General features: G+C 69.3%; 18 protein-coding genes. 9 read left to right on the forward strand and 9 right to left on the reverse strand.

Translation table 11 applies throughout. From position 1 onward, the window contains the following. The first annotated feature begins 8 nt into the window (after nt 1–8). From PGB34_RS04770 to PGB34_RS04805, 8 genes are all read left to right on the forward strand, one after another. Nucleotides 9–1,019, forward strand: coding sequence for a diguanylate cyclase domain-containing protein (locus PGB34_RS04770; protein WP_271426947.1), 1,011 nt, complete (start codon nt 9–11; stop codon nt 1,017–1,019). A 161-nt stretch (nt 1,020–1,180) separates the two neighbouring features. After that, complete coding sequence (bcsD, locus tag PGB34_RS04775) at nt 1,181–1,663, forward strand: cellulose biosynthesis protein BcsD (RefSeq protein WP_271426948.1); 483 nt, start codon at nt 1,181–1,183, stop codon at nt 1,661–1,663. Continuing rightward, nucleotides 1,660–2,112: a BcsR/BcsP family cellulose biosynthesis protein gene (bcsR, locus tag PGB34_RS04780; protein ID WP_271426949.1), complete on the forward strand. Its 453-nt coding sequence runs from the start codon at nt 1,660–1,662 to the stop codon at nt 2,110–2,112. The genes bcsD and bcsR overlap by 4 nt, the downstream gene beginning before the upstream one ends. Before the next feature lies 1 nt (nt 2,113). After that, a complete protein-coding gene (gene bcsQ, locus PGB34_RS04785; RefSeq protein WP_271426950.1) occupies nt 2,114–2,911 on the forward strand; it encodes a cellulose biosynthesis protein BcsQ in 798 nt (265 codons plus the stop codon). 40 nt (nt 2,912–2,951) lie between these two features. Continuing rightward, nucleotides 2,952–5,126 (forward strand): UDP-forming cellulose synthase catalytic subunit, encoded by a 2,175-nt coding sequence (bcsA, locus tag PGB34_RS04790; RefSeq protein WP_271426951.1) that lies wholly within the window; start codon nt 2,952–2,954, stop codon nt 5,124–5,126. Nucleotides 5,127–5,128: 2 nt separating this feature from the next. Beyond that, nucleotides 5,129–7,426, forward strand: coding sequence for a cellulose biosynthesis cyclic di-GMP-binding regulatory protein BcsB (bcsB, locus tag PGB34_RS04795; RefSeq protein ID WP_271426952.1), 2,298 nt, complete (start codon nt 5,129–5,131; stop codon nt 7,424–7,426). Between the two features lie 12 nt (nt 7,427–7,438). Then, the gene (gene bcsZ / locus PGB34_RS04800) at nt 7,439–8,680 is read left to right on the forward strand and encodes a cellulose synthase complex periplasmic endoglucanase BcsZ (protein ID WP_271426953.1); all 1,242 of its coding nucleotides are present in this window, start codon (nt 7,439–7,441) and stop codon (nt 8,678–8,680) included. Next, the gene (locus PGB34_RS04805; RefSeq protein WP_271426954.1) at nt 8,656–13,068 is read left to right on the forward strand and encodes a cellulose synthase subunit BcsC-related outer membrane protein; all 4,413 of its coding nucleotides are present in this window, start codon (nt 8,656–8,658) and stop codon (nt 13,066–13,068) included. Before bcsZ ends, PGB34_RS04805 begins: the two co-directional genes overlap by 25 nt. On the opposite strand, the gene PGB34_RS04810 is transcribed toward PGB34_RS04805, so the two are convergent. The 8 genes from PGB34_RS04810 to ppsA form a co-directional block, all read right to left on the reverse strand. Beyond that, the gene (locus PGB34_RS04810; protein WP_271426955.1) at nt 13,053–14,204 is read right to left on the reverse strand and encodes an EAL domain-containing protein; all 1,152 of its coding nucleotides are present in this window, start codon (nt 14,202–14,204) and stop codon (nt 13,053–13,055) included. The two genes, PGB34_RS04805 and PGB34_RS04810, sit on opposite strands and share 16 nt — an antisense overlap. 51 nt (nt 14,205–14,255) lie before the next feature. Further along, a complete protein-coding gene (gene dnaB, locus PGB34_RS04815; RefSeq protein WP_271426956.1) occupies nt 14,256–15,662 on the reverse strand; it encodes a replicative DNA helicase in 1,407 nt (468 codons plus the stop codon). Nucleotides 15,663–15,848: 186 nt separating this feature from the next. Beyond that, on the reverse strand, nt 15,849–16,301 hold the full coding sequence (rplI, locus tag PGB34_RS04820; RefSeq protein ID WP_271426957.1) for a 50S ribosomal protein L9: 453 nt from the start codon (nt 16,299–16,301) through the stop codon (nt 15,849–15,851). A 17-nt stretch (nt 16,302–16,318) separates the two neighbouring features. Beyond that, a complete protein-coding gene (gene rpsR, locus PGB34_RS04825; protein ID WP_271426958.1) occupies nt 16,319–16,600 on the reverse strand; it encodes a 30S ribosomal protein S18 in 282 nt (93 codons plus the stop codon). Between the two features lie 18 nt (nt 16,601–16,618). Then, a complete protein-coding gene (gene priB, locus PGB34_RS04830; protein ID WP_271426959.1) occupies nt 16,619–16,927 on the reverse strand; it encodes a primosomal replication protein N in 309 nt (102 codons plus the stop codon). A 1-nt stretch (nt 16,928) separates the two neighbouring features. Further along, nucleotides 16,929–17,303 (reverse strand): 30S ribosomal protein S6, encoded by a 375-nt coding sequence (rpsF, locus tag PGB34_RS04835; RefSeq protein WP_271426960.1) that lies wholly within the window; start codon nt 17,301–17,303, stop codon nt 16,929–16,931. A gap of 144 nt (nt 17,304–17,447) precedes the next feature. Further along, the gene (locus PGB34_RS04840; RefSeq protein ID WP_271426961.1) at nt 17,448–17,918 is read right to left on the reverse strand and encodes a hypothetical protein; all 471 of its coding nucleotides are present in this window, start codon (nt 17,916–17,918) and stop codon (nt 17,448–17,450) included. Nucleotides 17,919–18,095: 177 nt separating this feature from the next. After that, nucleotides 18,096–20,489, reverse strand: a complete 2,394-nt coding sequence (gene ppsA / locus PGB34_RS04845) for a phosphoenolpyruvate synthase (RefSeq protein ID WP_271426962.1) — start codon at nt 20,487–20,489, stop codon at nt 18,096–18,098. Between the two features lie 193 nt (nt 20,490–20,682). Between ppsA and ppsR the strand changes: the two genes are divergently transcribed. Next, nucleotides 20,683–21,504 carry a posphoenolpyruvate synthetase regulatory kinase/phosphorylase PpsR gene (gene ppsR, locus PGB34_RS04850; RefSeq protein WP_271426963.1) on the forward strand — a complete coding sequence of 274 codons (822 nt, stop codon included), beginning with the start codon at nt 20,683–20,685 and terminating at the stop codon, nt 21,502–21,504. Between the two features lie 65 nt (nt 21,505–21,569). Here the strand turns inward: ppsR and ahpF are convergent, their stop codons facing one another. Then, entirely contained in the window at nt 21,570–23,147 is a 1,578-nt protein-coding gene (gene ahpF / locus PGB34_RS04855; protein WP_271426964.1) for an alkyl hydroperoxide reductase subunit F, read from the reverse strand. Nucleotide 23,148: the final 1 nt, after the last annotated feature.

Below are 23,148 nucleotides of genomic sequence, written 5' to 3' on the forward strand. Positions count from 1 at the left end.
CACCGTCCATGTCCGCGCCCGACTCCGCCGCCGCCCCCCTGCTCGAGCCAGCCGGCCCTTCGGTGCGCGTGCTGCTGGTCGATGACCAGGCCGTGGTGGGCGTGATCCTGCGGACCATGCTGGCGGCCGATCCGGACATCGAGGTGCAGACCTGCCTTCGCGCCGAGGATGCAGTGGCCACCGCGGTGCAGATGCAGCCCACCGCCATCCTGCAGGACCTGGGCATGCCGGGCATCGACGGACTGGACCTGGTGCGCGCCTACCGGCGGCAGCCCGAGCTGCAGCACGTGCCCATCATCGTGCTCTCGGCCAACGACGACCCGCTGATGAAGCGGGCCTCCTTCTCTGCCGGCGCCAACGACTACCTGGTCAAGCTGCCCGAGCCCATCGAGACCACCGCGCGCATCCGCTACCACTCCCGCGCCTACCGGCTGCTGCTCGAGCGCGACAGCGCCTACCAGGCCCTGCGCGCGAGCCAGCAGGCGCTGCTTGCGCGCAACGAGGAGCTGCGCCGGCTGACCCAGGTGGACGGGCTGACCAACGTTTCCAACCGCCGCTACTTCGACGAGCACTTCGCGCAGGAATGGAGCCTGGCGGCGCTGGAGGGCACGGAAATCGCGCTGCTCATGATCGACGTGGACCACTTCAAGTCCTTCAACGATCACTTCGGGCACCTTGCCGGCGACGCGGCGCTGCAAAGCGTGGCCCGCACCATCCGCAGCGTGGCCCGCAGCTGTGAGGGCCTGGCCGCCCGCTTCGGCGGCGAGGAGTTCGCGCTCATGGCCTCGCGCACCAGCCTGGCGCAGGCGATGGTGCTGGGCGAGTCGGTGTGCGCGCAGGTCCAGCAGCTGCGCATCCCGGCAGCGCCGCCTTCGCCCCACCCGTGGCTCAGTGTCAGCATCGGTGCAGCCGCCATGGTGCCCGATGCCGCCACCCTGTCGGCCGACCTCATCGCGCAGGCCGACGCCTGCCTCTACAGCGCCAAGCGCCAGGGCCGTAACCGCGTCGTCACGCGCTGAGAAGCCGCCGCGGATCGCCCATGGCAGCGCACGGGCGTTGCGCCCATGTTGCAGGCTTGATACACAATCCGTTTACCTACATATCTAAATTGGCAACATTGATTAAATAGTTGCCGAACGTCCGTGTTTGTTGCGCGGCCGGCCCCTACCCAACAGGCTTCATGGATTTCAGCGCTGCGCTTCTTCGCTACTGTGAAACGGCCGTCACGCCTGCGTGGCTGGACTTCAACCGGGCCCTGGCCCTCGAACTGGCGGCGGGGCTGCCCGAGCCGGAAATCGCCCAGCTCTTCCAGCGCATCGGCCAGCGCGTGGCCGACGCCGCGCCACTGCCGCGCTGCGAAGACCTGGCACAACTTCAGGACGCCTTCAACGCCCATTGGTCCAGCCTGGGCTGGGGCTTCGCCTCGCTGGAGGAGCAGCCCGACGCGCTGCGGATCGTGCATGCCTGCAGCCCGCTGGCCCGGCAGTTCGGCCCCGCGGCCAGCCCGGCCTGGGCCGCGGCCTTCTTCGAAGGGGTCTATGGGCGCTGGTTCCAGTCCCAGGGCCTGCCGCCCACGCTGCACGTGCGCGCCTTGCCGCCACAGCAGGATGCCGCGCCCCCCAGCCCTCTGATCGAACTGCGCCTGGGCAGGTCCGCCGCATGAACGAGCCCAAGAAGAGTCACGACAACGAAGACATCGCCGGCCTGTTCTCCGCCTTCGGCGGCGACGTGGCGCAGTACCAGGAGTTCAAGCCGGCCGCCGATGCCGCCGCAGGCCCGGGATGGCCCTTGCTGGACCAACTGGCCGGCGCGCCCGCGCGGGCGGCCTCCGGCATGGCGGATGCAGCCCCCGCACCCACGCCCGGCCCCGCGCATCAGCCGGCCGGACACGCGCCGCTGACCTGGCCCGAACCCGCCTCGCCGGCACCCGCCCCGGCCGCGGCCGCACTGCCACCCTTGCCCATCCCTGCCGCCATGCACGCCACGGCACCGGCCGGCCCCACGCCGCCGCCCACGGCGCTGAGCGCCCTGTTCGACCGCCTGGCCGCCGCGCCGGCCGAGCCGTCTCCGGGACGCCACGGCCTGCTGGCCCACTGGCGCCATCGAGGTTGACATGCAGGTGCTGCCAGTCATTTCCGCCAAGGGAGGCGTGGGCAAGACCACCGTTGCCGCCAACCTGAGCACCACCCTGGCGGAACTGGGGCGGCGCGTGCTGGCCATCGACCTGGATCCGCAGAGCGCGCTGCGCCTGCACCTGGCGCCCGAGCCGGCCAGCCAGCGCGGCGGGCTGGCCAGCGTGATGCGACGCGAGCGCAACTGGCGCGACGCCATGGTCCATGGCCGCCAGGGCGTGCTGCTGCTGCCTTTCGGCGATCTGGATGATGATGGCCTCATTTCGCTGGAACAGCACCTGGCCGGCCACCCGAACTGGCTGGGCGAGCTGCTGGCCAGCTTCTCGCTGCCCGACGACACACTGGTGATCGTCGACACGCCGCCCGGGCCCTCGGTCTACCTGCAGCAGGTGCTGCGCCTGTCGCGCATCAACATCGTGCCGCTGCTGGCCGATGCCGGCTCGGTGGCGGCGGCGCCGCTGCTGGAGCAGCGCGTCGCCCGCTATTGCGTGCCGCGCGCCGACTTCATCGGCAACGCCTACGTCCTCAACCAGACCGACCCGGGCCGGCGCCTGAACCACGACGTGCAGAAGCTGCTGCGCCAGAAGCTGGGCGACGAGGTGCTGGGCACCGTGCACCTGGACCCGGCCGTGAGCGAGGCCCTGGCCAGCGCCCTGCCCGTGCGCCAGTACGCGCCCTGGAGCCAGTCGGCCCAGGACTTCGCCGACTGCGCCGCGCACCTGCTGCGCCGCCTGGCACCCGTCAGCGCGCCCGCCTCGCAAGCCATGCGACAGCGCTGATGGCCGGCCTCGACTCCCCTTGCGTCCCCCTGTCCCCTGCATGACCACAGAAGCCAGTTCCCCGCGACTTGCCGCACTGCTGGAGCGCGTGACCCCGCTGCACCTGCTGGCCTGGACGCTGACCCTGCTGGTGCTGCCAGTGGTCATCATCACGCCGTTGACGCTGGAGCAGCAGTTGCTGCTGTCGGGCGCGCTGTTCACCGCCGCCATGGTGGCCAACCGCTTCAAGGGGCACTTTCCCAGCCTGGTGATGATGTTCCTGTCGGTGGTGGTGTCGGCGCGCTACATGTTCTGGCGGCTGACCGAGACCATGTACGGCTTCGAGAACCCGTTCAACTTCGTGCTGGCAGTGGGGCTCGTGCTGGTGGAGCTTTATGCCTTCGTCGTGCTGGTGCTGGGCTACGTGCAGACGGCCTGGCCGCTGGAGCGCAAGCCGGTGCCGCTGCCGGCCGACGCCTCGCTGTGGCCCACGGTGGACGTGTTCATTCCCACCTACAACGAGCCGCTGGCCGTGGTGCGCTCCACGGTGCTGGCGGCCCAGTCCATCGACTGGCCGCCCGAGAAGCTGCGCATCCACGTGCTGGACGACGGCCGGCGCGAGGAGTTCAGGCTCTTTTGCGAGCAGGCGGGCGTCAGGCACGTCACACGCAGCGACAACAGGCATGCCAAGGCCGGCAACATCAATGCGGCGCTGAAGAACACCGATGGCGAGTTCGTGGCCATCTTCGATTGCGACCACATTCCCACGCGCTCCTTCCTGCAGATCGCCATGGGCTGGTTCGGGCGCGACCCCAAGCTCAGCATGGTGCAGCTGCCGCACTATTTCTTCTCGGCCGACCCCTTCGAGCGCAACCTCGACACCTTCGGCAAGGTGCCCAACGAGGGCGAGCTGTTCTACGGCCTGATCCAGGACGGCAACGACCTGTGGAACGCCACTTTCTTCTGCGGCTCCTGCGCGGTGCTGCGCCGCACGGCACTGGACGACGTGGGCGGCGTGGCCGTGGAGACCGTGACCGAAGACGCCCACACCGCGCTGAAGATGCACCGCAAGGGCTACAGCACGGCCTACCTGGCGCTGCCGCAGGCGGCCGGGCTGGCCACCGAAAGCCTGTCGGGCCATGTGGGCCAGCGCATCCGCTGGGCCCGGGGCATGACGCAGATCCTGCGCGTCGACAACCCGCTGCTGGGCAAGGGCCTGAGCTGGCCGCAGCGGCTGTGCTACATCAACGCGATGCTGCACTTCCTGTATGGGTTGCCGCGGCTGGTCTACCTCACGGCGCCGCTGGCCTACCTCTTCTTCGGCGCCAGCATCATCCATTCGTCGGCGGCGATGATCTTCGCCTACGCGCTGCCCCACCTGCTCCAGGCCAACCTGACCAACTCGCGCATCCAGGGGCGCTTCCGCTACCTGCTGTGGAACGAGATCTACGAGGCGGTGCTGGCCTGGTACATCTTCCGGCCCACGCTGGTGGCGCTGATCAACCCCAAGCTGGGCAGCTTCAACGTGACGGCCAAGGGCGGCCTGATCCAGCAGGAGTACTTCGACGCCCAGATCGCCAAGGCCAGCCTCTTTCTCATGGCGCTGAACTTCCTGGGCATGGGCGCGGGCCTGTGGCGCCTGACCTGGGTCGACGATCAGAACATCGCCACCGTCTGGCTGAACCTGGCCTGGACGGCCTACAACCTGATGATGCTGGGCGCGTGCGCGGCCGCGGCCAATGAGTCGCGCCAGCTGCGCAACGCCCACCGCGTGACGCTGAGCATCCCGGCCACGCTGTACCGCCTCGATGCGCCGTCGATGCGCTGCCAGACCTTCGACTTTTCCGCCGGCGGCCTGGGCATCGACCTGCCCACGACGGTGGACATCGCGCAGGACACGCTGGTGGAGGTGGCGCTGTACCGCGGCGAGACCGAATACCGCTTCCCGGCGCGCGTGCGCTTTTCGGGCGGCCAGCGCCTGGGCCTGCAGTTCGAGCCGCTCACGCTGGCCCAGGAACGCGCCCTGGTGCAATGCACCACCGCGCGGGCCGACCTGTGGTCCATGCGCTGGGGCAACTACCCGCGCGTGCCCATCCACCGCGTGCTGGGCCGAATCATGCTGATCAGCCTGACGGGCTTTCGCGACATGTTTGCGCACTACGGCCGCGCATTCACCCGCCGCCTGCGCCCCGCCGCAGGCAGACCCGCCGGCACCCTGGCCAAGGACCCTACGTGAAGATGCCTTTTTCCGTTTCGCGCGTGCTGCCGCACGGCAACAGCAGCCGTGTGGCCCTGGCCTGCCTGGCACTTCTCTGGAGCGCCAGCATGGCGCAGGAGCGGCCCGCGGCCCCGGCACCAGGCGCCGTGCCACTGACCGAGAACGCAGCAGCCTCCACCGCACCGGGCGGCGTGCGCGAGTTCAACCTCACCCAGCTGGGCATCAATTACGCGGTGCAGCTGCAGGGCGTGAGCTCCACCGTGGGCATCCCGTTCAGCATCCGTGCCGACGAGCTGGTCACCCAGGCGGCGCTGCGGCTCAACTATTCCTATTCGCCCTCGCTGATCCCGGAGCTGTCGCACCTGAAGGTCAGCGTCAACGACGTGCTGGTGGCCACGCTGCCGGCCAGCGCGGCCGACGCCGGCAAGCCGCTGACGCGCGACATTCCCATCGACCGGCGGCTGATCGCCGAGTTCAACCGCATCAACATCCAGCTCGTGGGCCACTACACCCGCGAATGCGAGGACCCGATGCACAGCAGCCTGTGGGCCAAGGTCGATGCCTCCAGCACGCTGCGGCTGAACATGCAGGCGCTCAAGCTGGGCAACGAACTGGGCTCGCTGCCGCAGCCCTTCTTCGACGCCCGCGACATCCGCCGGGCCCGCATCCCGATCGTGCTGGCCAACAGCAGCTCGCCGCTGCTGGAGTCGGCCGGCATCCTCTCGTCATGGCTGGGCGCGCAGGCCGACTACCGGGGCGCGCAGTTCCCGGTTTCGCTGGCGGCGCTGCCCGCCAGCGGCCACGCGATCGTGCTGGCCCTGGCCGACAGCCAGATCCAGGGCCTGTCGCTGCCTGCGGTGCAGGGCCCTTCGCTGCAGGTCATCGACCATCCCGCCGACCCCACCGCCAAGCTGCTGCTGGTGCGCGGCCGCAATGCCGAGGAACTGCGCAGCGCCGCCAGCGCCGTCGCGCTCAACGCCAAGGCCTTCAGCGGCGCCAGTGCACTGGTCTCGGAGTTCCAGCCGCCCCAGGCGCGCAAGCCCTATGACGCGCCGCGCTGGATCCCCACCGACCGTCCCGTGCAGTTCGGCGAGCTGGGCCAGGCCGAGGACTTCACCGTCACGGGCTACATGCCCGATGTGGTGCGCGTGAACTTCCAGCTCCCGCCGGACCTGTTCACCTGGCGCGCGGCCGGCATCCCCATCGACCTGCAGTACCGCTACACGCCGCGCCCGCGGCCGGACCAGTCGACGCTGAACATCAACGTCAACAACAGCTTCATCGGCGCACTGCCGCTGCGCGCGGCCTACCCCAGCGGCGACCGCTGGTGGAACCCGCTGACCATGCGGCTGATGGCCGACGGCACGGCCGTGGCGAAGCGCGAGGTGTTGCTGCCGCCGCTGGGCCTGGGCGCGCGCAACCAGCTGCAGCTGCACTACTACTTCGAGCCGGTGGCCGGCAAGTGCACGCCGCTGCTCGACAACGTCAGCGGCACCATCGATCCGCGCTCGACCATCGACGTCTCGGGCCTGGCGCACTACATCGCGATGCCCGAGCTGGCCGCCTTCGCCAACAGCGGCTTCCCCTTCACCCGCCTGGCCGACCTGGCCGACACGGCCGTGATCCTGCCGGACCAGCCCAGCGCCGCCGACCTGGAAACTTACCTGGGGCTGATGGGCGTGATCGGCCGCGCCACCGGCTATCCCGCGTTGCGCATGAAAGTGGGCCGCGCCGCGGACGCCGCGCAGTGGGCCGACAAGGATCTGCTGCTGCTCGGCAGCGCCCAGCGCCAGCCGCTGCTGAACCAGTGGGCGCAGCGCATGCCGGTGCAGCAGCCCGGCGCCAACACCACCCAATGGAAGCTGGGCGGCTGGCTCGACAGTGCCGTGCAGCTGGTGGTGGGCGCACGCGCGCGCGGTGACCTGCCCACGGCCGCGCCGACCATGACCGTGGCCGACGACGGCCGCCGCGCCATGATCGCCGGCTTCGAATCGCCGCTGCAGGCGGGCCGCAGCGTGGTGGCGGTGATCACGCCCGAGGGCTCGCACGCCAGCCTGATGGAAGCCCTGCTCACGCCCGCGCGCCTGGCGGAGATCCAGGGCAGCCTGGCCATCGTGCGCGAGACCCAGGTCGACAGCGTGCTGGGCACCGACACCTACTACGTGGGCAAGCTGCCGCCCATCACCTGGCTGCGCTGGCAGATGTCGCGCAGCCCGTTGTTCCTCTTCGGCGTGATCCTGGCGGTGGCCCTGCTCGGCGCGACGGCCGCCTACGCCAGCCTGCGGCTTCGCGCGCGGCGCCGCCTGCACCATTCCTGAGACCCTTTGTTCGTGACCCTTTTGCCTCTCCCGACCTCCACCGGCCCGCAGGGCCTGCGCCGCCGCCAGTTCGGCAGCCTGGCCCTGCTGGGGCTGGGCGGCCCGCTGGCAAGCGCGGCCCTGGCCGCCGCGGGCCCGGGCACGCCGCGCGCCGGCTGCGGCAGCACGCGCGCCATCGGCCACTGGCAGGCCTTCCTGCAGCGCCATGTGCAGCCCGACGGGCGCGTGATCGACTTCGACACGCCGGCGCAGCACTCCACCTCCGAAGGCCAGTCCTACACCCTCTTCTTCGCGCTGGTGCACAACGACCGGCCGCTGTTCGACCGCGTGCTGGCCTGGACCCAGGCCAACCTCAGCGGCGGCAGCCTGGCCAGCCGGCTGCCGGCCTGGCAATGGGGCCGCCTGGCCGACGGCAAATGGGGCGTGATGGACGGCAATGCCGCCTCGGACGGCGACCTGTGGATCGCCTACGCACTGCTGGAAGCCGGGCGCCTGTGGAACGCGCCGGCCTACCGCACGCTGGGCCGCCAGTTGCTCGCGCGCGTGGTGGCCGAGGAAGTGGTCACGCTCGAGGGCCTGGGCGCGATGCTGCTGCCCTGGCCGCGCAGCGTGGCCCAGGCACCGAACTGGCGCCTGAACCCCAGCTACCTGTGCCTGCAGCAATTCCGGCGCTTCCAGCTCGAAGACCCGAAAGGGCCCTGGCGCGAGATCGCCGACAACAGCGTGCGCCTGCTGGGCGCGACGGCGCCGCGCGGCTATTCGCCGGACTGGTGCGTCTGGTCCACCGAGCAGCACGCCTTCCTGGCCGACCCGGAAAAAGGCCACATGGCCAGCTACGACGCCATCCGCGTCTACCTCTGGGCCGGCATGCTGGCGGCCCAGGACCCGGCCCGCGCCACGCTGCTGGACAGCCTGAGCGGCCCGCGGCGCGTGCTGGAGGCCGGCGGCGCCCTGCCCGAATACGTGGACACGCGCACCGGCGCCACCACCGGCCAGGCCCCGGCCGGCTTCTACGGCGCCTGCCTGCCCTACCTGCGGGCGCTGGGCCAGAACGCTGCCCTGGGGGCGGCGCTGGCACGCATCGACGCACGCGGCGGCGTGGGCAGCGGCTCCACCGCCGCGCCGCTGCCCTATTACGAACGAACGCTGATCCTCTTTGGCCTGGGCTGGCTTGACGGCCACTTTGCCTTCGACCGCCAGGGCCAGCTGCAACCCTCCTGGACACGAGCATGCAACACCGCCGCCAAGGCCTGACGCCACCGGGCTGCGGCCTGCGCCAACTGGTGGCCGCGCTGGGCGCCGCAGGCCTTCTGTGCGCTGGCGCCGTCGCGCACGCGCAGGACGACGGCCGTGCCGCTCTGGCCGAACAGGGTGCCTACTGGCAGAACATGGGCCGCAACGATCTGGCCGAGGAGAACTGGCGCAAGCTGCTGCGGCTGGATGCGAATTCCGCCGATGCGCTGTACGGCATGGCGCAGGTCGAACTCGCGCGCGGCCGCGCCGAGCAGGCCCAGCCCTGGATCGACCGCCTGCGCGCCGCCCATCCGCGCGATGCGCGCCTGGCACGGCTGGCGGCGGGCGGCCCGGCCATGAGCGACCTGCAGCGCGCCCGCGCGGCCGCGCAGGCCGGGCGCGTGGCCGAGGCCGTGCAGCTCTACCGCAGCGTGATCGGCAACCAGGCGCCGCCGCCCAACCTGGCGCGCGAGTACTACGAGCTGCTCAGCGGCAGCCCGCAGGACGGCGAGGAAGGCCTGCGCGGCCTGCAGAACCTGCTGCGCCAGCAGCCCGACAACGCGGAACTGCGCATCGCCGTGGCGCGTGCCCAGACCTATCGCGAAGCCACGCGCCGCGAAGGCATCCGCAGCCTGTCCGAGATCGCCGGCGCGGGTGGCAGCGCCGCCGCGCCGGCACGCAACAGCTGGCGCCAGGCCCTGATCTGGCTCGATGCGCGCGAGCGCGACATCCCGCTCTACGAAGCCTTCCTGGCCGGCGGCCAGGACGACGCGGTGGCCGCGCGGCTGCAGGCCATCCGCACGCCGCCCACCACCGCAGAAGGCACGCCGGCCTCGCCTGCCGCGCAGCCGGTGGCCGAAGGCTTCAGGGCCATCGAGCGCGGCGACCTGGCCGGCGCCGAGCAGCGCTTCCAGGACGCGCTGCGCCGCCAGAGCGGCTATGCCGAAGCGCAGGGTGGCCTGGGCATCGTGCGGCTGCGCCAGGAACGCTTTGGCGAAGCGCAGCAGCTGCTGGAGCAGGCCTCGCGCGGTGGTGGTGGCAACCGTTTTGCGTCGGCGCTGCGCAGCGCCTCGTACTGGGCGCTGATGCGCCAGGGCGACAGTGCACGCGAGCAGAACGACCTGCGCAACGCCCGCAGCCTCTACGAACGCGCCGTGCGCATCGACGGCCGCGAACCCACGGGCCTCAATGCCCTGGCCGACCTGCAAGCCGCCGAAGGGCAGTATGCCGAGGCCGAGGCCAACTACCGCCGCGTGCTGGAGGCCAGGGCCGATGACGCGCAGGCCCTGCGCGGCCTGATCGTGGTCTACACCCAGACCGGCCGGGCCGACGAGGCGCAGAAGCTGATGGCCCGCCTCACGCCCGAGCAACTGCGCGAGGCCGGCGGCCTGCGCAACCTGCGCGCGGCCCAGGCGCGCAGCCAGGCGCGTGCGCGGCTGGAAGCCGGCGACGTGGCGGGCTCGCAGCGCCTGCTCGAAGACGCCATGCTGCAGAACCCGGACGACCCGTGGCTGCGCCTGGACCTGGCACAGATCTACCGCCGCGGCGGGCAACTGGCGCAGGCGCGCAGCGTGATGGACGGGCTGCTGATGTCGCAGCCCGAGATGCCCGACGCCCTCTTCGCCAGCGCGCTGCTGGCCGGCGATGCCGGCGACGGCGCGGGCGGACTGGCCTACCTCGAGCGCATTCCCGCCGCATCGCGCACGCGCGAAATGCGCGAGCTGCAGCGCCGGCTGTGGGTGCAGACGCAGACGCAACGCGCGCTGGCGCTGGCCCGGCAAGGCCAGCAGGCCGCAGCGCGCGCGGTGCTGAGCGCCGCCGAATCCTCGCTGGGCCGCGACATGAGCTCGGACATCTGGGGGCCGCTGGCCGAAGCCTATGCCGAAGTGGGCGACGCGCCGCGCGCGCTGGCCATGAGCCGCCAGTTGCTCGCGCGCCACCCCAGCCCCGCCATCGGCGACCGGCTGCTCTATGCCTCGGTGCTGGTCAAAAGCAAGCAGGACGTGGAGCTGGCGGCGCTGCTGCGCCAGTTGCAGGCCACGCCCATGACGCCAGCCCAGCGCGCGCAGTTCGATGGCCTGCGCAAGGGCTACCTGCTGCGCCAGGCCGATGTGCTGCGCGAAGCCGGCAACCTGGAGGCGGCCTTCAACATGCTCTCGCCGCTGCTGGCGGCGCAGCCCGATGATGCGGGCACGCTGGGCGCGCTGGCGCGCCTTTACTCCACCGCGCGCGACGAGACGCAGGCCCTGGCCATCTACCAGCGCATCCTGCAACGCAATCCCACCGATCTGGACACGCTGCTGGCCGCAGCGGCCAGCGCCAGCGCCGCCCGGGCCCATGGCGATGCGCAGAGCTATGTGATGGCGGCCCTCAAGCAGGCGCCTGAACAGGCGCGCGTGCTGGCCGCGGCCGGGCGCGTGTTCCGCAACGCCGGCGACAACCGCCTGGCCGAGCAGTACCTGCAGGCCGCCGTGACGGCCGAGCAGCGCCTGGCCAACCCCTGGAGCCCCAGCCAAACGCCGGCCGCCCCGGGCGCCGCGCCGCTGGCGGGCGGCAACCCCTTTGCCGGCATGACGGGCCGCAACCTGCCCGGCCTGCCCGTTCCCAACGCCATGGCCGCGGCCCCGATGCTGCCGGCGCCTGCGATGCTGCCGGTCTCTGCCCCCTCTGCCGCGGCGGGCGCCGGCCTGCCGCCGCCACCGGCCTGGACGGGCCTGCCCGCGACCGCGCCGGCAGCCGCCGCCATGCCGCTGCCCACCCAGCCGGCCGGTGCGCTGCCCTGGCCCGAGAACCCGGCCGCGCCCGCGGCCAATGCGCCCGCCGCCCGGCCTGGCGCTGGCGCCAGCACCACGCGCCGCGGCAGCGGCAATCGCGCGGCCTCAACGGCTGCCGCGCGCAACGTGCCCGATGCCGCGGCCTATGCCGCGCCGCCAGCCGGCACGGCGCCCCCCGTGTATGCCAGCGGCCTGCCGGCGCCCGCCGCATCGGCAGGCTACGCGGCGGACATAGGCATTCCCGCGCCGGCCCAGTACGGCGGCCTGCCGCTGCCCGTGCCGGCCGGCTACCCGCAGGCCCAGGCCTGGCCCGCACCGGGCACGGGCGGCCTGCCGCCGCCGACGGGCGCAGCTGCAGCGGGCACCGGGCTGTGGAGCACCGGCGCGCCGGTGCTCAATGCGCCCGTCGATCCCCTTCGCGCCGAGCTGGACCAGCTGCGCAGCGAGCGCAGCAGCTCCATCAGCATGGGCATGGTCTATCGCAACCGCGAGGGCGAGGACGGCCTGAGCCGCCTGGCCGACATCCAGGTGCCCATCGAAGGGCGCATCAGCGTGGGCGAAGGCAAGGTCGTGCTTTCGGCCACGCCCACCACGCTGGACGCGGGCACGCCGGCCTACACCTTCTCCACCGCGGCACGCTACGGCGCCGGCCCGGCGGCCGCGCTGGCCCAGGTCTACAACGTGGTGCCCTCGCCCGGCGCCCAGACGGCCACCGGCGTGGGCCTGAGCGTGGGCTATGAGAGCAAGAACTTCGATGCGGCCGTGGGCACCACACCGCTGGGCTTTCAGGAAAGCAACGTCATCGGCCACCTGCGGTACCGCGGCAACGTCACGGATTCGCTCAGCCTCAAGGGCGAGCTTTCGCGCAAGCCGGTGACCGACAGCCTGCTGTCCTTCGCCGGCACCGAGGACGTGCGCACGGGTGACCGCTGGGGCGGCGTGGTGGCCACCGGCGGGCGCGGCGACGTGACCTGGGACAGCGGCAGCTTCGGCCTGTACGGCTACGGCTCCTACCACGCGCTCACGGGCAACAACGTGGCCGACAACTTCCGCGTCGAGGGTGGCGGCGGCTTCTACGCGCACCTGCTGCGCAACGACACGCACACGCTGACGGCCGGCATGAACGTGGGCCTGCTGCATTACGACAAGAACCTGAGCTACTTCACCTTCGGCCATGGCGGCTACTTCAGCCCGCAGCGCTACATCGGCCTGGACTTTCCCGTCAGCTGGAGCGGCAAGCACAACCGCCTGGCCTGGCGCGTGAATGCATCGCTGGGCGTGCAGTCGTTCACGCAGGACGAGACGCCCTACTTCCCCACCGACGCCGTGCGCCAGTCGCAGGTGTACGAGGCCATGGGCCAGGCCACCGCGCTGCAGCTCAACAACACGGTGTTCACCGGCTACTACCCTTCCACCAGCCGCACGGGCTTGGCCTACAACCTGGGCGCCGCGCTGGAGTACCAGGTGGCGCCACAGCTCTTCCTGGGCGGCACGGTGGGGTTGAGCAATGCCCGCAACTACCGCCAGTTCTCGGGCAACGTGTACCTGCGCTACCAGTTCGACAACAAGGGCAGCTCGCTGCTCAACGTGCCACCCAGCCTGTCACCGCTGACCTCGCCCTACACGCCGATGTGAGGCTGGGCCCAGCCGGGGGGCTGGGCCTCGAAGGCCTCGACCCAGGCCGGCAGCGCCTGCGGCCGCATGGGCGCTGCAATGCCGAAGCCCTGCCCCTGCGTGCAGCCCAGCGCGAGCAGCGCGCGGGCGTGGGCCGGCGTGGTCACGCCTTCGGCCACCACCTCGCAATCCAGGCTGCGCGCCAGCGCCAGCATGCCGCCGACGATGGCCGCATCCCGCGGGTCGTCGACCATGCCGCCCACGTAGGAGCGGTCCAGCTTGATACCGGAGACGGGCAAGGCGCGCAGGTAGCTCAGCATGGCGTAGCCGGTGCCGAAGTCATCGAGCAGCACGGGCACGCCCAGGTCGCGGCAGGCCCGGACCACGCGCGCGGCGTCGTCCAGATCGTCCAGCACCGGCGCTTCGAGCAGTTCCAGCTCCAGCGGCACGGAGATGCCGGCATCGCCGCAGCGCAGGTGCTGCGCCAGCTGCCCAATGAAATCGTCGCGCACCAGATGGCGCGGACTGATGTTGACGCTGATGGGCATGCGCCGGCCCGGCTCGCGCCATGCCGGAGCCCAGGCGGCGCACTGCAGGCCGGCCTGGCGCAGCGCCCACTCGCCCAGCTCCTCGATCAACGTGTCGTCCTGGATCGAGGGCACGAAATGCCGGGGCGGCAGCCAGCCGTGCTCAGGATGGGCCCAGCGCACCAGCGCCTCGACGCCGATCACGCGGCCGCGGGCCATGTCGACCTTGGGCTGGTAATCGAGCCTGAACTCGCCGGCCGCAAGACCCTGCGCGATCTGGGCCCTGGACAGGGCCACACGCGTGTCCGCATCGCCCAGCGCCTCGGTGGCGCGCGCTGCCGGCCAGCAGGTCCAGAGCACCTGCTGCGCGTCCATGCGCTCGCCATGCAGCTGCAGCGTGCGCAGGGGGCCGCCCGCCGTGCGCAGCGAGGCGCGCTCGAAATCGACCTCCGTCTCGTGCGGTCGCGGCAGCTGCGCGAGCGCGGGCGAGCCTTCGCCCTGCAGCAGCTGGGCCGGACGGCCGATCAGTTGGCCGGGCTCGTACTCGAGCAGCGCGTGTGCACTGGCATCGGCCCAGACGATGGTCTGCGCGCGAACGGTGAAATGGCCGGGAAGTGGGCGGTGGGGCATGACGGGCGGCGAAAGGCTCGCACATTGTCATGCGGGCGTGGCGGGCGCGCCTCAGTAATCGTCGCCCATGCCCATGGCCAGGTTCTCGAACTTGGTCAGCGGCTTGAGGAAGGCCAGCTTGACGCTGCCCGTGGGGCCGTTGCGGTGCTTGGCGATGATCACCTCGGCCACGCCAGGCTCCTTGGAGTCCTTGTTGTAGTAGTCGTCGCGGTAGATGAACATGATCAGGTCCGCGTCCTGCTCGATGGCGCCGGACTCGCGCAGGTCGCTCATCATCGGCCGCTTGTCGGTGCGGCTTTCCACGCCGCGCGAGAGCTGCGACAGCGCGATCACGGGGCACTTGAGTTCCTTGGCCAGCATCTTCAGGCCGCGCGAGATTTCGCCCACCGCGGTGGCGCGGTTCTCGTCGCTCATGCTGCTGGAGGTGCTCATCAGCTGCAGGTAGTCGACCACGATCAGGCCCAGGCGACCGTACTGGCGTGCCAGGCGGCGCGAGTTGGCGCGCAGCTCGCTGGACGTGAGGCCCGGCGTCTCGTCGATGTGCAGCGAGATCGTGCGCAGCTTCTCGATGGCTTCGGTCAGGCGCGGCCATTCCTCGTCGGTCAGCTTGCCCGTGCGCAGGTGGCCCTGGTCGATGCGGCCGATGGAGCCCACGATACGCACCGCGAGCTGCGCCGCGCCCATTTCCATCGAGAACACGGCCACCGGCAGGCCCTCTTCCAGCGCCACATGCTCGGCGATGTTGATGGCCAGCGATGTCTTGCCCATCGAAGGCCGCGCGGCCAGCACGATCATGTCGCCGGGCTGCAGGCCCGAGGTCATCTTGTCGAACTCGTAGAAGCCGGTGCGAACGCCCGTGATGTCGTTCGGGTTGTCGGCCATCTCGGTCACGCGGTCCAGCAGGTCGACCACCAGGGAATCCATGCTCTGGAAGCCCTGCTTCATGCGCGAGCCTTCTTCGCCGATGTTGAAGATCTTCTGCTCGGCCTCGTCGAGCATCTTGTCCACGGCCTTGCCCTGCGGGTTGAAGGCGTTGGTGGCGATCTCATCGGCGGCCGAGATCAGCTTGCGCAGGATCGAGCGCTCGCGAACGATCTCGCCGTAGCGGCGGATGTTGCTGGAGCTGGGCACGTACTGGGCCAGCGAGTTGAGGTACTGCAGCCCGCCCACCTCCTCGGCCTTGCCCATGGTCTGCAGCTGCTCGTGCACGGTGATCACGTCGGCCGGCTTGTTGCCGTTGATCAGGCCGCCGATGGCCGCAAAGATCAGCTTGTGCTCGTGGCGGTAGAAGTCGCCATCGACCAGGATGTCGCCGACCCGGTCCCAGGCGCCGTTGTCCAGCAACAGGCCGCCCAGCACGCTGGATTCGGCTTCGATGCTGTGCGGCGGCACGCGCAGCTGGGCCACCTGGCGATCATTCGAAGGGTCGTTGTCGGCGTAGGAAAAGACGGCGGACATGGGTCTCCTTGCAACCCACGATGCTAGGCCCCTAAAGAGACCAAGTCATGGGATAAGGCTGTGGAAAAGCGGTGCTTATCCAGTGGGCTGCGCGGGACAAGCGCGGCACACAAAAAACAAAGCCGCCCCGAAGGGCGGCTCCTCGAAGAACGAGAGCGCAGGGCTCTCGCTCCTGACGGCAAAACCTCAGGCGGTTTCGCCGTACACCGTCACGGTGATCTCGACCACCACGTCGGTGTGCAGTTGCACGGCCACGGTGGTGTCGCCCACGGTCTTGATGGGGCCGTTGGGCAGGCGCACCTGCGACTTCACGACTTCGTAGCCCGACTTCTTCAGCTCGTCAGCCACGTCGTGGTTCGTGACGGAGCCGAACAGGCGACCGTCCACACCGGCCTTTTGCGTCAGCTTGACGGTCGAGCCGGCGAGCTTCTCGCCTTGGGCCTGGGCAGCAGCCAGCTTGGCGGCAGCAGCCTTTTCCAGGTCGGCGCGCTTGGCTTCGAATTCAGCCTTGGCCGCTTCGGTGGCACGACGTGCACGGCCCGAGGGGATCAGGAAGTTGCGAGCGTAGCCATCCTTGACCTTGACGATTTCGCCCAGGTTGCCGAGGTTGACGACCTTGTCCAGAAGAATGATCTGCATGTGAGTTCCCCTTCTTCTTAGATGCGGTGCTGGTCGGTGTACGGCACCAGCGCGAGGAAGCGTGCACGCTTGATCGCGGTGTTGAGCTGGCGCTGGTAGATCGCGCGCGTGCCGGTCAGGCGTGCGGGGATGATCTTGCCGTTTTCGCTGATGAAATCACGCAGCGTGTCGACATCCTTGTAGTCGATCTCTTCGACGCCGGCGACGGTGAAGCGGCAGAAACGCTTGCGCTTGAACAGCAGCGACTGGGTGTTGCGCTTCGGACGCTTGTCCTTGTTGAACTTCTTGAACGTGGCCATCTGGGACCTCTCGAAAAATTAATCTTGCTGGAACTCAGTGATGTGGAGCACCGGGTGCTTGCCGTTTCGCGGATTGGCCAGGAAGCCCTGGAAGCGCCAATGGCTCCCAAGAGGCAGCTGCGCCAGACGCTCTGCCACCGAAGCGAAGGCCACTGCCTTCAAGGCCGCCTTCACCTGCCGGCCCTGGCCGGCTTCGACATGCATGGACTCGTGTTCGAGCCGCAGGTCGATGGCGGGCAGACCCGCCGGGGTGAAACGCAAGGCAGCCAGTTCGGTGATGCAGGCGCTCAGCAGCAGCTGATTGACCGCACCCGTTCGGGGCTCCACTTCAACCGTTGTTGGCGGCGTACTCGGCCTGGGCGGCCTTGCGCGCTTCTTCGCGCTCCACGGTCTTCATCATCGACGACGGGCCGGTCTCGGCCTTCTTCTTCTGCACCGTCAGGTGGCGCAGAACGGCGTCGTTGAACTTGAAGGCGTGCTCGAGCTCGGCCATCACGGCCTGGTCAGCCTCGATGTTCACGCACAGGTAGTGCGCCTTGTTCAGCTTGTTGATCTGGTAGGCCAGCTGGCGGCGGCCCCAGTCTTCGACACGATGCACCTTGCCGTTGCCGGTGGCGATCATGCCCTTGTAGCGCTCCAGCATGGCCGGAACCTGCTCGCTCTGATCCGGGTGGATCAGCAGAATGATTTCGTAGTGACGCATGACACTCCTTGAGGATGGATGCCCGCATGTGGCGCCGCAAGCCCTTGAAAAAGGCCGCGCGCTGCATGATCCGGGCTTGGAAAGCCACCCGCCGCGTCCAGGCGGTGTGGCAAGGAAAGCCCGCGAGTATAGCAGGCGGTTGACTCAGGGCGCCAGTGCCTGTTCCAGGGGCGCCGCCTTCTCCGCCCCGACCGCGGCGCGGATCCTGGGCAGCAGATCGAGCAGTTCCTCGCAGCTGGAAGCGGCCTCCACGGCCAGGTTCAGCCGCAACCCGCGCAAGCCCAGGCTGGCCGTCAACTGGGTGGCCAGCGGATAGGCCGCCTGGTAGCGCTGCTGTGCCGAACGGACAGCCCCCGCGGGCTCAGCCACGGTGGGCGCCGCCACGGCGCCCGGTGGCTGGGCCAGGGGCGGTGGCGTGTGCGCATCTGCCGCGCTCAGCAGCCCCAGGCTCAGCAGCACGTCCACATCGCTCTGTTCCGCCTGACTGCTCTGGCGCACCTCATTCACGCTTCGCTTGCCGTCGAACAAGATGAAGGCAGCACGCTGGCGCGGCGTGAGCCGCACCGTGCGGTCCTTGAACAGCTGATGACCGAGCTCGGTCTTGACCAGAATCATGGGCGGCCCCTGGGGCAGGACGGCTCAGGCCGTCCGGGAAACAATGCTGCGCTGTCGCGCATGAATGTCACCAAGTGTGACATCCAACTTGCATTCCTTCCTCATGGGACACCCGAATTCGGGTTAGTCCCAGGCAAGGAGGCCGCCCGGCCTGCCTTGCCGCCCCTGGGCTCTGTGTCAGCCCTTGGCCAGTCGCTGCCAGGTATCGATCACGCTGTCGGGATTCAGCGAGATCGATTCGATGCCCTCGGCTGCAAGCCACTGCGCGAAGTCCGGATGGTCGCTGGGCCCCTGGCCGCAGATGCCCACGTACTTGCCCTGCGACTTGCAGGCCTTGATCGCGCGGCTGAGCATGGCCTGCACCGCCGGGTCGCGCTCGTCGAAGTCCGCCGCCAGCAGCTCCAGGCCCGAATCGCGGTCCAGGCCCAGCGTGAGCTGGGTCAGGTCGTTGGAGCCGATGGAGAAGCCGTCGAAGAACTGGAGGAACTCGTCGGCCAGGATGGCGTTGCTCGGCACCTCGCACATCATGATGACCTTGAGCTCGTTCTCGCCACGCGAGAGGCCGTGCTGGGCCAGCAGCCCCGTCACGCGCTCGGCCTGCTTCAGAGTGCGCACGAAAGGCACCATGATCTGGACGTTGGTCAGGCCCATGTCGTTGCGCACGCGCTTGAGCGCCTCGCACTCCATGGCGAAGGCTTCGCCGAACTCGGCGCTGATGTAGCGCGCCGCGCCGCGGAAGCCCAGCATCGGGTTCTCTTCCTCGGGCTCGTAGCGGCTGCCGCCGATCAGCTTGCGGTATTCGTTGGACTTGAAGTCCGACAGCCGCACGATCACCGGCTTGGGCCAGAAGGCCGCCGCGATGGTGGCCACGCCTTCTGCGACCTTGTCGACGTAGAAGGCCTTGGGCGAAGCATGGCCCCGCGCCACCGATTCCACAGCCTTCTTCAGGTCGGCATCGACCTGCGGGTAGTCGAGGATGGCCTTCGGGTGAACGCCGATGTTGTTGTTGATGATGAACTCCAGCCGTGCCAGGCCCACGCCGCCGTTGGGCAGCTGTGCGAAGTCGAAGGCCAGCTGCGGGTTGCCCACGTTCATCATGATCTTGGTGTCGATGGGCGGCATCTCGCCGCGCTGCACCTCGGTCACCTCGGTTTCCAGCAGGCCGTCGTAGATGAAGCCGGTGTCGCCTTCGGCGCAGCTCACGGTGACCAGCGTGCCGTCCTTGAGCAGGCTGGTGGCATCGCCGCAGCCCACCACGGCCGGAATGCCGAGTTCGCGCGCGATGATGGCCGCGTGGCAGGTGCGGCCGCCGCGATTGGTCACGATGGCGCTGGCGCGCTTCATCACCGGCTCCCAGTTCGGGTCGGTCATGTCCGTCACGAGGATGTCGCCGGCCTGCACCTTGTCCATCTCGCTGATGCTGTGCACCAGGCGCACGGGGCCGGTACCGATCTTCTGGCCGATGGCGCGGCCTTCGGCCAGCACGGTGCTCTTGCCCTTGAGCTTGAAGCGCTGCTCGGCCTTGCCCTGCTGCTGGCTCTTCACCGTCTCGGGGCGGGCCTGCAGGATGTAGAGCTGGCCGTCGGTGCCGTCCTTGCCCCACTCGATGTCCATCGGGCGGCCATAGTGCTTCTCGATCACCAGTGCGTAGCGGGCCAGTTGCTCCACGTCTTCATCGCTGAGCGAATAGCGGTTGCGCAGCTCGGCCTTGACGTCGGTGGTCTTGACCAGCTTGCCCGTGGCCTTCTTCTCCTCGGGCGTGGAGAACTCCATCTGGATCAGCTTGGAGCCAAGGTTGCGACGGATCACGGCCTTCTTGCCGGCTTCCAGCATCGGCTTGTGGACGTAGAACTCGTCGGGGTTCACGGCGCCCTGCACCACCGTCTCGCCCAGGCCGTAGCTGGAGGTGATGAACACCACCTGGTCGAAGCCGGACTCGGTGTCGATCGTGAACATCACGCCGGCCGCGCCCAGGTCGGAGCGCACCATGCGCTGCACGCCGGCCGACAGGGCCACCACGTCATGCGCGAAGCCCTTGTGCACGCGGTAGCTGATGGCGCGGTCGTTGTAGAGGGAGGCAAAGACCTCCTTCATCTTGTGCAGCACGTCCTCGATGCCGACCACGTTCAGGAAGGTTTCCTGCTGGCCGGCGAAGGATGCGTCGGGCAGATCCTCGGCCGTGGCGGAGGAGCGGACGGCGAAGCTGGCCTGGTCGTTGCCGGCCGACAGCGTGGCAAAAGCCTCGCGCACGCCCTGTTCCAGGTCGGCGGGGAAAGGCTGGGCCTCGATCCAGCCGCGGATCTCGGCGCCGGCAGTCGCCAGTGCGCGCACGTCCTCGATATCGAGCGTGGCCAGGCGCTGGCTGATGCGCTCGCTCAGGCCCTCGTGCGCCAGGAACTGGCGGAAGGCATGGGCGGTGGTCGCGAAGCCCGTGGGCACGCGCACGCCCTGCGGCAGCTGCGAGATCATTTCGCCGAGGCTGGCGTTCTTGCCGCCGACCGCCTCGACATCGCTCATTCTCAGGTTCTCAAACGGTACGACCAGGGCGGTCGCTTCGAAGAGTGCAGACATGGGAAAGCTCCGGAGTTTAAAAACGGGGCGCACGCATGCAGACGGGCCAGCGGCACGATCGTTGTCGTTGCTGTGGGTGCGCGGTGGGTCTGCATGGATGGGTGGGGGCAGGCACGGCGAGGTGCCGATAATGGCGGGATTGTAGGCGCGAGCTTTGCTTGCGCGTGCAGGACTGACCCCCAGACAGGACCCTATGCGCACCCGCTCCGTCTTCTATGTCTCCGATGGCACCGGTATCACGGCCGAGACCTTCGGCAACGCCGTGCTGAACCAGTTCGAGTTCAAGGCGCGCCATGTGCGGCTGCCGTTCACCGACACCGTGGACAAGGCGCATCAGGCCGTGCGGCAGATCAACCACACGGCCGAGATCGAAGGCCTGCGGCCCATCGTGTTCACCACGCTGGCCAACATGGACGTACTGGAAGTGATCGAGACCGGCTGCAAGGGCATGCTGCTGGACATGTTCGGCACCTTCGTGCGCCCGCTGGAAATCGAGCTGGCGATGAAGTCCAACCACCGCATCGGCCGCTTCTCCGACATCAGCAAGAGCAAGGAATACAACGCGCGCATCGCGGCCATCGACTTCAGCCTCCAGCACGACGACGGCCAGAGCAACCGCGATCTCGAAGGCGCCGATGTGATCCTGGTGGGCGTGAGCCGCAGCGGCAAGACGCCGACCTCGCTGTATCTGGCCATGCAGCACGGCCTGAAGGCGGCCAACTACCCGCTGATCCCCGAGGATTTCGACCGCCGCCAGCTGCCGCCAGCGCTGGTGCCGCATCGCAAGAAGATCTTCGGCCTCACGATCCAGCCCGAGCGGCTGGCCGAGATCCGCAATGAGCGCCGGCCCAACTCACGCTACGCCAGCATCGAGAACTGCCGCCACGAAGTGAGCGAAGCCGAGGCCATGATGCGGCGCGCGGGGATCCGCTGGCTGTCGACCACGACCAAGTCCATCGAAGAGATCGCGACCACCATCCTGCAGGAACTGCGGCCGGAGCGGCTGAGCTACTGAGCGACGGCAATCCGCCGCCCTCTTCCAGCCTCGGCGCGGCACACCGCCGCGCCGGGCTCAGGCGCTCACTGGGCAGGCGCCGTCGTGCGGATCAGGTGGTCGAAGGCGCTCAGTGCGGCCTTGGAGCCTTCGCCGGCCGCAATGACGATCTGCTTGTAGGGTGTCGTGGTCGCGTCGCCTGCGGCGAACACGCCCGGCACCGAGGTCTGGCCGCGCGCGTCGACCACGATCTCGCCGTGCTTGCTCAGCTCCACCGTGCCCTTGAGCCAGTCGGTGTTGGGCACCAGGCCGATCTGCACGAACACGCCTTCGAGTTCCACGCGATGAGCCTGGCCCGTGGCGCGGTCCTTGTAGTTCAGGCCGTTGACCTTGTCGGTGCCCGTGATCTCGGTGGTCTGGGCATTCACCACCACCACCACGTTGGGCAGGCTGCGCAGCTTGCGCTGCAGCACCTCGTCGGCACGCAGCTTGGTGTCGAACTCGATCAGCGTCACATGGCCCACGATGCCGGCCAGGTCGATGGCCGCCTCCACGCCCGAGTTGCCGCCGCCGATCACGGCCACGCGTTTGCCCTTGAACAGCGGGCCGTCGCAGTGCGGGCAATAGGCCACGCCCTTGTTCTTGAACTCGGCCTCGCCGGGCACGTTGATGTTGCGCCAGCGGGCGCCGGTGGACAGGATCACGGTCTTGCCCTGCAGCACGCCGCCATTGGCCAGCTTGACCTCGATCAGGCCGCCTGCGCTGCTGGCCGGCACCAGGCCTTCCGCGCGCTGCAGGTTCATGATGTCCACGTCATAGGCGCGGGTGTGGGCCTCCAGCGCGGCCGCGAACTTGGGGCCGTCGGTTTCCACGACCGAGATGTAGTTCTCGATCGCCATCGTGTCGTTGACCTGGCCGCCGAAACGCTCGGCGGCGATGCCGGTGCGGATGCCCTTGCGTGCGGCGTACACCGCGGCTGCGGCGCCGGCCGGGCCGCCGCCCACGATCAGCACGTCATAGGGTACCTTGGCCGAGAGCTTGGCCGCGTCGCGCGCGGCTGCGCCGGTGTCGAGCTTGCCGACAATCTCTTCGAGGCTGGTGTGGCCCGAGTGGAACATCTGACCGTTGAGAAACACCATGGGCACAGCCATGATCTCGCGGTCGGTCACCTCCTGCTGGAAGGCGCCACCTTCGATCACCGTGGTCTTCACGCGCGGATTCAGCACGGCCATCAGCGACAGGGCCTGCACCACGTCCGGGCAGTTGTGGCAGGTCAGGCTCATGTAGACCTCGAAGCTGAAGTCGCCTTCGAGCGCCTTGACCTGGTCGATCACGTCCTGTTCGACCTTGGGCGGATGGCCACCGGTCCACAGCAACGCCAGCACCAGCGAGGTGAACTCGTGGCCCAGCGGCAGGCCCGCAAAGCGAAGCTGCTGCGCCTGCGCATCAGCACCGGTGCGCTGCAGGCTGAACGAAGGCTTGCGTGCGTCGTTGCCGTCGGTGCGCAGCGTGATCTTGTCGCTGCGCAGGCTCTGGATCGTTTGCAGCAGCGCGTGCATGTCGCGCGAGGTCTCGCTGTCATCCAGGGAAGCCACCAGTTCGAACGGCTGAGAGACGCGCTCCAGATAGGCGCCGAGCTGGGTCTTGAGGTTGTCGTCGAGCATG

The sequence above is a fragment of the Xenophilus arseniciresistens genome (genome assembly GCF_028023875.1).
GTDB classification, from domain to species: domain Bacteria; phylum Pseudomonadota; class Gammaproteobacteria; order Burkholderiales; family Burkholderiaceae_C; genus Xenophilus; species Xenophilus arseniciresistens.